Source organism: Streptomyces scabichelini (assembly GCF_011045015.1).
Lineage (GTDB): Bacteria > Actinomycetota > Actinomycetes > Streptomycetales > Streptomycetaceae > Streptomyces > Streptomyces scabichelini.
Map to the genome: position 1 here is coordinate 39,768 of NZ_JAAKZY010000062.1, position 10,417 is coordinate 50,184.

General features: G+C 71.3%; 10 protein-coding genes. 7 read left to right on the top strand and 3 right to left on the bottom strand.

What is annotated here, in order from left to right; translation table 11 throughout:
• The first annotated feature begins 247 nt into the window (after nucleotides 1-247).
• The 3 genes from galE (at nucleotide 248) to idi (ending at nucleotide 3,467) form a co-directional block, all read left to right on the top strand.
• On the top strand, nucleotides 248-1,219 hold the full coding sequence (gene galE / locus G5C60_RS20745; protein WP_165261472.1) for a UDP-glucose 4-epimerase GalE: 972 nt from the start codon (nucleotides 248-250) through the stop codon (nucleotides 1,217-1,219).
• A gap of 268 nt (nucleotides 1,220-1,487) precedes the next feature.
• Complete coding sequence (locus G5C60_RS20750) at nucleotides 1,488-2,747, top strand: bifunctional class I SAM-dependent methyltransferase/N-acetyltransferase (RefSeq protein ID WP_165261474.1); 1,260 nt, start codon at nucleotides 1,488-1,490, stop codon at nucleotides 2,745-2,747.
• A gap of 126 nt (nucleotides 2,748-2,873) precedes the next feature.
• Nucleotides 2,874-3,467: an isopentenyl-diphosphate Delta-isomerase gene (idi, locus tag G5C60_RS20755; protein WP_165261476.1), complete on the top strand. Its 594-nt coding sequence runs from the start codon at nucleotides 2,874-2,876 to the stop codon at nucleotides 3,465-3,467.
• A 54-nt stretch (nucleotides 3,468-3,521) separates the two neighbouring features.
• Here idi and G5C60_RS20760 read toward each other — a convergent pair whose 3' ends face one another.
• Nucleotides 3,522-4,049: an ATP-binding protein gene (locus tag G5C60_RS20760; protein ID WP_165261478.1), complete on the bottom strand. Its 528-nt coding sequence runs from the start codon at nucleotides 4,047-4,049 to the stop codon at nucleotides 3,522-3,524.
• A gap of 211 nt (nucleotides 4,050-4,260) precedes the next feature.
• Between G5C60_RS20760 and G5C60_RS20765 the strand changes: the two genes are divergently transcribed.
• Nucleotides 4,261-5,010, top strand: a complete 750-nt coding sequence (locus G5C60_RS20765) for an enoyl-CoA hydratase/isomerase family protein (RefSeq protein ID WP_165261480.1) — start codon at nucleotides 4,261-4,263, stop codon at nucleotides 5,008-5,010.
• Here the strand turns inward: G5C60_RS20765 and G5C60_RS20770 are convergent.
• Nucleotides 4,997-5,632: a DJ-1/PfpI family protein gene (locus G5C60_RS20770; RefSeq protein ID WP_165261482.1), complete on the bottom strand. Its 636-nt coding sequence runs from the start codon at nucleotides 5,630-5,632 to the stop codon at nucleotides 4,997-4,999. The genes G5C60_RS20765 and G5C60_RS20770 overlap by 14 nt on opposite strands.
• Nucleotides 5,633-5,666: 34 nt before the next feature.
• The gene (locus tag G5C60_RS20775; RefSeq protein WP_165261484.1) at nucleotides 5,667-6,671 is read right to left on the bottom strand and encodes a GlxA family transcriptional regulator; all 1,005 of its coding nucleotides are present in this window, start codon (nucleotides 6,669-6,671) and stop codon (nucleotides 5,667-5,669) included.
• Nucleotides 6,672-6,809: 138 nt separating this feature from the next.
• Between G5C60_RS20775 and G5C60_RS20780 the strand changes: the two genes are divergently transcribed.
• The 3 genes from G5C60_RS20780 to G5C60_RS20790 form a co-directional block, all read left to right on the top strand.
• The gene (locus tag G5C60_RS20780) at nucleotides 6,810-7,676 is read left to right on the top strand and encodes an SCO6745 family protein (RefSeq protein WP_165261486.1); all 867 of its coding nucleotides are present in this window, start codon (nucleotides 6,810-6,812) and stop codon (nucleotides 7,674-7,676) included.
• A 96-nt stretch (nucleotides 7,677-7,772) separates the two neighbouring features.
• Complete coding sequence (locus G5C60_RS20785) at nucleotides 7,773-7,916, top strand: LPFR motif small protein (protein ID WP_165261488.1); 144 nt, start codon at nucleotides 7,773-7,775, stop codon at nucleotides 7,914-7,916.
• Nucleotides 7,917-8,055: 139 nt separating this feature from the next.
• Nucleotides 8,056-10,417, top strand: a 2,362-nt coding sequence (locus G5C60_RS20790) for a helix-hairpin-helix domain-containing protein (protein ID WP_165261490.1), incomplete at its 3' end; no start/stop codon positions are given.

The window sequence follows — 10,417 nt, forward strand, 5'->3', positions numbered from 1 at the left end:
GGGCGCCCCGGGCCGAGGGCGGCCGGGCGGTGTGTCGGCAGAGGCTATCGGATGATGGGAAACTGCCGTTCACCGCCCGTTCACGGCCCGATCAGCACGATCTGCTCGCTGTGCTCGTTGCGTCCGCTGCGATCATCATCATGGATCCGGGTCCCGCGCCCCAAATCGCGCTTCCAGAAGGGTGCTTTTCCGAGCAATTCCCGCGGCCCGCGCGGGAGCGGATCGGTCCGGCATAGGGTGAATGACCATGACATGGCTGATCACCGGCGGAGCCGGATTTATCGGGGCACATGTGGCGCGGACCATGGCCGAGGCGGGAGAGCAGGTCATCGCGCTCGACGATCTCTCGGCCGGCGTTCCCCACCGACTACCGCCGGACATCCCTCTCATTCAGGGCTCTTCGCTCGACGGCGATCTACTGAAGCGGACGTTCGCTGAACACACGGTGACGGGAGTGGTGCATCTCGCCGCGCGCAAGCAGGTGGGCCAGTCCGTGGCACAGCCGACGCGCTACTACCAGGAGAACGTCGGCGGCCTCGCCACCCTCCTCGAAGCGGTCGCCGAGGCGGGCATCCGGCGGTTCCTCTTCTCCTCGTCCGCGGCCGTCTACGGCAACCCGGAGGTGGATCTCATCACGGAGGACACCCCCTGTGCTCCCATGAGCCCGTACGGCGAGACGAAGCTGGCCGGTGAGTGGCTGGTGCGGGCCGCGGGCCGGGCGCACGGCATCGCGACGGTGTGCCTGCGTTACTTCAACGTGGCGGGCGCGGCAGCACCCGAACTGGCCGACACCGGCGTCTTCAACGTGGTCCCGATGGTCTTCGACCGGCTCACCCGCGACGAGGCCCCGCGGATCTTCGGCGACGACCACCCGACGCCGGACGGCACCTGCGTACGCGACTACATCCACGTCGCCGACCTCGCCGACGCGCACGTCGCGGCGGCCCGGCGGCTGACCGTGCCCGGCGCGACAGGCGACCTGACGGTGAACATCGGCCGCGGTGAGGGGGTTTCGGTGCGCGAGCTCGTGACGCTCATCGGCGAGGTCACCGGCGACACCCGTCCCGCACTCGTCGAGCCGCGCCGCCCGGGCGATGCCCCGCGCGCGGTCGCCTCGGCCGCACTGGCCGCCGAGGAACTGGGCTGGGCCGCGCGGCGCGGGGTGCGCGAGATGGTCGAGTCGGCCTGGCGGGGCTGGCAGCTCCACCGGGCCGGCTGATCGCGCCGCTCACGCCGCTCGCACCGCGTACGCCGCGAACACGGAAGCACCGAGGACCGGTTCACGTCGGTCAATCGGGAGGCGGAGCCGTCACCCTCGGTGCTACCGTGGCCCGCGATTCAGGAGGTGGGTTGATGACTGCCGCGTTCGGCGCTGCTGTGCGCAGCGACTCAGGCATCCCCATCTCCCGGGCCCACGGCTGACATTCGCTGGACTTCGCTGATCGTTCAGGATCGTCGGCCGGGCCCTTCACCCAAGGGTTTCCACGTTGACCGACAACGCTGAACACAACGCGTTCTTCACCCTGCACCACGGACTTCCGCGCCAGAGCCCCGGCTCCGACGCCACCACCCGGCACCTCCTCTCGCTCGCGGGCCCGCTGCCCGCCCGTCCGCGCGTGCTCGACCTGGGCTGCGGTCCCGGCCGCTCCGCGTTGCTGCTCGCCGCGGAGGCGGGCGCCGAGGTGACCGCCGTCGATCTGCACGAGCCGTTCCTCGACGAGCTGCGGGTGGCCGCCGAGGCGCGCGGGCTCGCCGACGCGATCCACACCGTCAAGGCAGACATGGGCGAACTCCCAGAACTCCCCTGCCCGGACGGTTCGTTCGACCTCGTCTGGGCCGAGGGCTCGGCCTACATCATCGGCTTCGACACCGCGTTGCGCTCATGGCGGCGCCTGCTCGCCCCCGGCGGCACGCTCGTGCTCACCCACTGCGAGTGGACCACCGACACCCCCTCACCCCGGGCCCGCGCCTTCTGGGAGGAACAGACCGAGCTGCGTACGACCGAGGGGAACCGCCGTGCCGCCGAGGCCGCCGGGTACACCGTCCTCGGCGTGCACCCGCAGCCGCAGTCCGACTGGGACGAGTACTACATCCCGCTCGGCGCCAAGGCCGACGCGACCGACGTCGCCGTACCCGGCATGGCCGAGGCCGTGGCAGGGGCCCGCGCGGAGATCACGCTGCGCCGGGAGCACAGCGGCGAGTACGGCTACACCGGATACGTACTGCGGCCGAAGGACGCGTCCGGCTGGCTCACCCGTCCGGAGACCGCCGCCGACCGCGCCGAAGTGCACGCGGTCAATGCCTCGGCCTTCCCGACCGAGACGGAGGCGGACCTGGTGGACGCGCTGCGCGCCGACCCTGAGGCGTGGCTGCCGGGCCTGTCGTACGTCGCCGAAGCACCGGACGGCACGGTCGCGGCGTACGCGCTGCTCACCCGCTGCCTTGTCGAGCGCGCGCCCGCGCTCGCGCTGGCGCCCGTGGCCGTACGGCCGCCGTATCAGCGGCAGGGCGCCGGAGCGGCCGTCGTACGCGCGGTGCTGGAGGCGGCACGCGCGCGTGGGGAGCGGTTGGTGCTCGTACTCGGCCACCCGGAGTACTACCCGCGCTTCGGCTTCGTGGCCGCCTCGGAGTACGGCATCCGGCCCGGTTTCGAGGTCCCGGACGAGGCGATGATGGCCCTTGTGCTGGACGGTTCCTCCTCCGTGCCGCCGGGCACGATCAAGTATCCGGCCGCTTTCGGCGTCTGATCGGTGACGCCCGCTTGTCCGGTTCCGCCACGTGGCGGAACCGGACAAGCGGGACACCGCGTGGTGTCGGGAGTGCCGGTTTCGTACGGCAGACTTGGGGCCTGAAGACCAATGCGAAGGATGGGTATGCCGATCACACGTGGCACCGCGACGCACAGCTCGTCGAACGGCACCGCCGAAGCGATCTTGCTGGAACTGGTCGACGAGGACGGCACGACGATCGGCACCGCTGAGAAGCTCGCCGCGCATGAGCCGCCCGGGATGCTGCACCGGGCGTTCTCCGTGTTCCTGTTCGACGAGCGTGGCCGGTTGCTGTTGCAGCAGCGCGCGCTCGGCAAGTACCACTCCCCCGGCGTCTGGTCCAACACCTGCTGCGGCCACCCCTACCCGGGTGAGGCGCCCTTCGCGGCGGCCGCGCGGCGGACGTACGAGGAGCTCGGGGTCTCTCCCTCGCTGCTCGCCGAGGCGGGCACGGTCCGCTACAACCACCCGGACCCGCACTCCGGTCTGGTGGAGCAGGAGTTCAACCATCTCTTCGTCGGCATGGTCCAGTCGCCGCTGCGGCCGGATCCGGAGGAGGTCGGCTCGACGGCCTTCGTGACCGCCACCGAGCTGACGGAACGGCACGTCGAGGACCCCTTCTCCACGTGGTTCATGACAGTCCTGGACGCGGCCCGCCCGGCGATCAGGGAACTGACGGGGCCAACCGCGGGCTGGTAACCAGTTCGGCGCTGTGGACTGGATCGGTGGCGTGGACTGGTTCGGCGGTGTGAACTAGTTCGGTGGTGCGGACTGGTCCGGCGGTGTGGGTTTGAGCGGCAGGGCGGCCCAGATCACCTTGCCGCCGCTCGCGGTGTGTTCGACGTCGCACACACCGCCCGCCTCCTTCGCGATCTCCGTCACCAGGAGCAGGCCGCGGCCGCCGGTCTGGCCGTGGTCGGCCTCCAGGGCGGTCGGACGGTAGGGATGGTTGTCCTCGACGGAGACCTGCACCCACTCGGCGCCGACGGCGACCTCCACGGCGAGCATCGGGGAGAGCAGCGCCGCATGCCGGACCGCGTTGGTCACCAGCTCGGAGACGATCAGCAGCAGGCCCTGGACGAGGTCGTCCGAGGCGGGCACGCCCTGGCGGCCCAGCAGGTCACGGACGGCGTGCCGCGCCTGCGGCACCGAGGCGTCGACGGCGGGAGCGGTGAACCGCCAGACCCCCTCGTACGGCAGCGGGCCTGGCGGTCTTCCGTCGGCATTCATGTCCCCGCCGCCTTCAGGACGTGGGCCGGGCCCCCGCCCATCGTCGTCCATTGTCCGGTCGCCACCCCTGCGCTCGATTGTCACCACATGTCGAGTGTTGGTAACGCACCGGTGCCTTCCCAAGAGCTGAACAGAAGTCAGCGGGTATCGACGGTTTCTGACCGTCCGCGTATGACACCGTTGGCCGCGAGACTGCTCACTGCCCTTCTTGTGCCGAATTCGGAACTCTTCGGGTTGTACGGGTACGGATAGCATCCGGCGTATGGAGCCGCAGCTGCTGCACAGCGTCGTCGACGGGGTCGCCACCGTCGTGATCCACCATCCGGCGAAGCGCAACGCCATGACCGCCGGCATGTGGGCGGAGCTGCCGCCCCTGCTCGACGCGCTGGCCACCGACCCCGCCGTACGGGCGCTCGTGCTCACCGGTGAGGGCGGGACCTTCTGTGCCGGGGCCGACATCTCGACGCTGCGGGGCTCCGCCGCCGAGGCCCAGGGGCTGGCCGTGCGTGCTGAGGACGCGCTCGCCGCGTTTCCCAAGCCGACGCTCGCCGCGGTGCGCGGCCACTGCGTGGGCGGCGGGTGCCAGCTCGCGGCGGCATGCGATCTGCGGTTCGCGGACGAGGGCGCGCTGTTCGGGATCACTCCGGCGAAGCTGGGGATCGTGTATGCGGCCTCCTCCACGCGGCGGCTGGTGTCGCTGGTGGGGCCCGCCACCGCCAAGTACCTGTTGTTCTCGGGCGAGTTGATCGATACGGAGCGTGCGCTGCGGACCGGTCTGGTGGACGAGGTCCTGCCGGAAGGCGAACTGGACAAGCGAGTGGCGGAGTTCACGCGGGTACTGGCCGCACGTTCGCAGCTGACGCAGGCCGCGGCGAAGGAGTTCGCGGACGGCCGCAGGGACCGGGACGCGTACTGGGCCGAGCAGGCGCGTGGCAGCGGCGACACCGCGGAGGGTGTCACCGCTTTCCTGGAGCGCCGTCAGCCGCGCTTCACGTGGACTACATCAGGCTGAAGCGGCTGTTCGTGCGGAACTCCTCGACGAGATGCGCGGGCGCCTTCTGCGGGGACCCCGCGTCGTAGGGCGGCTGCGGGTCGTACTCCGTCAACAGCTGTACGGACTGGGCGTGTTCGTCGCCCGCGATCCTGCCGACCAGAGTGAGACCCATGTCGATGCCGGAGGAGACCCCGGCCGCGGTGACGTACTTCCCGTCGGTCACGACCCGCTCCCCCGTCGGCTCGGCGCCGTACTGCTTGAGGAAGTCGAGGGTCAGCCAGTGGGAGGTGGCGCGGCGGCCGTCGAGCAGTCCGGCCGCGGCGAGCAGCAGGGAACCGGTGCACACGGAGGTCGTCCAGGTGCTCGTGGCGTCGGTGGCGCGCAGCCAGTCGAGGAGCGTCTCGTTCTCCATCTGCGCGAACTGGCCGGGTCCTCCGGGGACCACGACGATGTCGGGGCTCGGAACCTCGGCGAGGGTCTTGTCGGCGGTGATGGCGAGGGCGCCGGTGTCGGTGCGGACGGGGCCGGTCTGCTCGGCCACGAACACGGTTTCCGCGTCGGGGAGGCGGCCGAGAGTCTCGTACGGGCCGACGGCGTCCAGGGCGGTGAAGCGGTCGAAGAGGACGATGGCGATCTGCATCGGAGTCCTTTCGGGTCGGGGTCGGTCGGTGACTTCAGTGCGTGGACGTGGGCGCGGGCGTGGGCCGGAAGCGGCGGCGGTACTCCGCCGGGGCCGTGCCCAGTGCCTTGACGAAGGCGCGGCGCATCGCCTCCGGAGTGCCGTAGCCGCAGGCGCGGGAGATCTCCTCGATGCCGTCGGCGGTGTCCTCCAGGAGGCGGCGGGCCTGTTCGATGCGGACGCGGTCGACGTACCGGCCCGGGGTCATGCCCGTCTCCGTCTGGAAGGCGCGGGCGAAATGACGCGGGGAGAGGCTGGCGCGGGCTGCGAGCGACTCGACGGTCAGGTCCTCGCCGGGGTGCTCGCTGATCCTCCCCCACTGCCTAAAGGGCGTGGGAGGTGCCCCCAGCTGAACATCGCGGAGCGGTGCGCGCTGAGCGGTCTGGGCGGCGAGCTGGGCGCTGAACTGGGCCTGGTTTCCCGGGCGTCGGAGGAAGACCACCAGGTGACGGGCGATGGTGAGGGCGGTCTTGCGGCCCAGGTCCTCCTCGACGAGCGCGAGGGCGAGGTCGATGCCGGAGGTGACACCGGCGGAGGTGGCCACGTTCCCGTCGCGTACGAAGATGGGGTCCGGGTCGACGTCGATCGCCGGGTGGTCGCGGGCGAGCATGCCGCAGGCCGCCCAGTGGGTCGTCGCCCGCCGGCCGTCCAGGAGGCCCGCCGCGGCGAGCAGGATGGCACCGGTGCAGACGGATACCAGTCGCTCCGCGCGCGGGCCGTGCTCGCGCAGCCAGGCGACGAGGTCCGGGTCCGGGTTCCGGGTGCCCTGGCCGCCCGGGACGAGCAGGGTGTGCGGGGCGGGCGCGTCGGCGAGGGAGTGGTCCGGGACCAGGGTGAGGCCGCTGGAGGTGCGCACGGGGGCGCCGTCCAGGGTGGCCGTGCGGATGCGGTACGTTCCCGGGTGGCCGGTCTCGGCGCCCGCGAAGACCTCCACGGGGCCCGTGACGTCGAGACTCTGGATGTCCTCGAAGAGGACGACAAGAACGGTTCGGGGTGCCATGTCCCGATTCTTGGCGCGCGGTGCGACGGCCGCAATGACGAGCACCCCACCTTTCCTGCCATGACGGTGAACCCTGTCGACGGGGATCGACGTCCCCGGCGTTCCGCTCGTACCGACCAGTCGGTACTCTTCGGGGCCATGACCACTGCTCTGGAGGTGCGCGCCGGGCGGCGCTGCCACAACGTCCTCAATCCGCTTCACTCCGCGCACTACTTCTCGCCGGATCTGGGGCGGGAGCTGGCCGCGATCGGGATCGCCGACCGCAATGCCGCGTATTTCGCGGTGCGGGCCGCGGCCATGGGGGCGGTGGGTGCGGGCGTGGTGACGGCGGCGTTCTACAACTTCCGCCATGAGCTGGTGGCGAAGCACGTGCCCGAGGTGTGGCGGACCGCGTCTCCGGCGGCTGTGCTCGCGGCACGCGCGCGTGCCGTCGACGCGACGCTGCGGCGGCTGCTCGGTGACGAGGTGATCGCGTCCGAGGAGATGGCCGAGGCGGCGGAGCTCGCGCTGCGGGCGGCCGAGGCGTGTGTGCGGACCGCGCGCCCGCTGTACGCGGCGCACGCGGACCTGCCGGTGCCCGACGAACCGCACCTCGCGCTCTGGCACGCGGCCACGCTGCTGCGCGAGCATCGCGGAGACGGCCATCTCACCGTGCTGCTCGGCGCGGAACTCGACCCTCTGGAGGCGCTGGTCAGCCACACCGCGACCGGCAAGGGCATGGCGCCGAAGTGGATCCTCGCCACGCGTGGCTGGACGCGCGAGGACTGGGATGCGGCGGCGGGCCGCCTGCGGGAACGCGGGCTGCTCGACGCCGAGGGCGAGTTGACGGCGGCGGGCATCGACCTGCGCCAGGAGATCGAGTCGCGGACGGACCGCCTCGACCGGGCCCCGTACGAGCACTTGGGCGCGGCGGGCGTCGAGCGCCTCACGGAGCTGGCGACGGGCCTGCTGATGACGGCGCTCGCCGCGGGAGCGTTCCCCGAGGGCATGATCGGCAAGGGCTGAGGGCCCTGGTCCGCTCGGGATTCGGGACCCGGCTGCGAGGTACCCGGACGTCCCCGGCCGTTGACCGACCTGGCCGGGAGATGAAAGGAGGAGCACGTGCTCCGTGCGATTGCAGACGTGTTGCGGCAGATAGGCGCGGCGCTCGCCACAGTGGTGACGCTGCCGTTCCGGGCGCTGGCCCGGCTCTTCGGCGGCGCCTCGCACTCGACGCGCCGCACCGGGCGGGCCCACCGCGTGTGACCGCGGACCGCCATCGGAGCCGGGCACGCCCAGAACGTGTCCGGCTCTCCTCGTGCTCTGATGCCGCCCTGATCCCCCGTTGTCGGTGTCACCTGCCACAATTGCCGCGCAACCTCAGGGAAGAAGGCGGTACGGGATCGTGACGACACCCGGGTCCATCGAAGCAGGGTCCATCGAAGGCAGGATCGCCGAGGAGCTCGGCGTACGGGAGCGGCAGGTCAGGGCTGCCGTGGAGCTGCTCGACGGCGGTTCGACGGTGCCCTTCATCGCCCGCTACCGCAAGGAAGCGACCGAGATGCTCGACGACGCGCAGCTGCGCGCGCTCGAGGAGCGGCTGCGCTATCTGCGGGAGCTGGAGGATCGGCGGACGGCGATCCTCGAGTCGGTGCGCGAGCAGGGCAAGCTCACCGACGAGCTGGAGGCGCGGATCCGCGGCGCCGAGACGAAGGCGCGCCTGGAGGACATCTATCTGCCGTTCAAGCCGAAGCGGCGGACGAAGGCGCAGATCGCGCGTGAGGCGGGTCTGGAACCGCTGGCCGAGGGCCTGCTCGGCGACCCGTCCGTCGACCCCCTGGCGGCCGCGGCCGCGTTCGTCGACGCCGACAAGGGCGTCGCCGACCCGCAGGCGGCTCTCGACGGTGCTCGCGCGATCCTCACCGAGCGGTTCTCGGAGGACGCCGACCTGATCGGCGAGCTGCGCGAGCGCATGTGGGTCCGCGGGCGGCTGGCCGCCAAGGTGCGGGAGGGCAAGGAGGAGGCGGGCGCCAAGTTCGCCGACTACTTCGACTTCGCCGAGCCCTTCACGGACCTGCCCTCGCACCGCATCCTCGCCATGCTGCGCGGCGAGAAGGAGGAGATCCTGGATCTCGTCCTGGAGCCCGAGGAGGCGACGGACGGGCCTTCTTCGTACGAGGGGATCGTCGCGAACCGCTTCGGGATCACCGACCGGGGCAGGCCCGCCGACAAGTGGCTGGCGGACACGGTGCGCTGGGCCTGGCGCACCCGCATCCTCGTGCACCTCGGCATCGATCTGCGGCTGCGGCTGCGGACGGCCGCCGAGGACGAGGCGGTCAACGTCTTCGCGGCGAACCTGCGCGACCTGCTGCTCGCCGCCCCGGCGGGCACGCGCACGACGCTGGGGCTCGATCCCGGGTTCCGTACGGGCGTGAAGGTGGCCGTCGTCGACGCGACCGGCAAGGTCGTCGCCACGGATGTCATCTACCCGCACGTTCCGCAGAACAAGTGGGACGAGGCCATCGCCAAGCTCGCGCGGCTCGCCAAGGAGCACGCGGTCGAGCTGATCGCGATCGGCAACGGCACGGCGTCGCGGGAGACGGACAAGCTCGCCGGTGAACTCATCACCAAGCACCCGGAGTTGAAGCTCACGAAGGTCATGGTGTCCGAGGCCGGCGCCTCCGTGTACTCGGCCTCGGCCTTCGCCTCCCAGGAGCTGCCCGGCATGGACGTGTCGCTGCGCGGCGCCGTCTCCATCGCGCGGCGCCTGCAGGACCCGCTCGCCGAGCTGGTGAAGATCGACCCGAAGTCGATCGGCGTCGGGCAGTACCAGCACGACCTGTCCGAGGTGAAGCTGTCGCGCTCGTTGGACGCGGTGGTCGAGGACTGTGTGAACGGCGTCGGGGTGGACGTGAACACGGCGTCCACGCCACTGCTCTCCCGGGTCTCCGGCATCACCTCCGGGCTCGCCGAGAACATCGTGGCGCACCGCGACGCGAACGGCCCGTTCAAGTCGCGCTCGGAGCTGAAGAGCGTGGCGCGGCTGGGTCCGAAGGCGTACGAGCAGTGCGCGGGCTTCCTGCGGATTCGCGGGGGTGCCGACCCGCTGGACGCGTCCAGCGTGCACCCGGAGGCGTATCCCGTGGTGCGGCGGATGGTGAAGACGGCGGGCAGTGAGGTCGCCTCGCTGGTCGGAAACACGAGTGTGCTGCGCTCGCTGAAGCCGACCGACTTCGTGGACGAGACGTTCGGTCTGCCGACCGTCACGGACATCCTGAAGGAGCTGGAGAAGCCGGGGCGTGACCCGCGGCCCGCTTTCAAGACGGCGACCTTCAAGGAGGGCGTGGAGAAGATCTCCGACCTCTCCTCCGGGATGGTGCTGGAAGGGGTCGTCACGAACGTGGCCGCCTTCGGTGCCTTCGTGGACGTCGGCGTCCACCAGGACGGGCTCGTGCACGTCTCCGCGATGTCCAAGACGTTCGTCAAGGATCCGCGGGATGTGGTGAAGCCCGGAGACATCGTCAAGGTGAAGGTGCTGGACGTCGACATTCCGCGGAAGCGGATCTCGCTGACGCTGCGGCTGGATGACGAGGCTGCTCCGCAGGGGCCGCAGGGTGGGGGGCGGCCCCAGCGTGAGCGTGGGGGGCGTCCGCCGCAGCAGCGGGGGCAGCAGCAGCGGCAGGGCCGCGGTGGCGGTGGCGGTGGGGCGCGTCAGGCGTCGCCGCCTGGGAACAGTGCGATGGCGGATGCGTTGCGGCGTGCCGGGC

What these genes read in the sequence shown, in the direction of transcription:
- galE (WP_165261472.1), top strand. Translation starts at nt 248, where the DNA reads ATGACATGGCTGATCACCGGCGGAGCCGGATTTATCGGGGCACATGTG.
- idi (WP_165261476.1), top strand. Translation starts at nt 2,874, where the DNA reads ATGCCGATCACACGTGGCACCGCGACGCACAGCTCGTCGAACGGCACC.
- G5C60_RS20760 (WP_165261478.1), bottom strand. Translation starts at nt 4,049, where the DNA reads ATGGACGACGATGGGCGGGGGCCCGGCCCACGTCCTGAAGGCGGCGGG.
- G5C60_RS20765 (WP_165261480.1), top strand. Translation starts at nt 4,261, where the DNA reads ATGGAGCCGCAGCTGCTGCACAGCGTCGTCGACGGGGTCGCCACCGTC.
- G5C60_RS20770 (WP_165261482.1), bottom strand. Translation starts at nt 5,632, where the DNA reads ATGCAGATCGCCATCGTCCTCTTCGACCGCTTCACCGCCCTGGACGCC.
- G5C60_RS20775 (WP_165261484.1), bottom strand. Translation starts at nt 6,671, where the DNA reads ATGGCACCCCGAACCGTTCTTGTCGTCCTCTTCGAGGACATCCAGAGT.
- G5C60_RS20780 (WP_165261486.1), top strand. Translation starts at nt 6,810, where the DNA reads ATGACCACTGCTCTGGAGGTGCGCGCCGGGCGGCGCTGCCACAACGTC.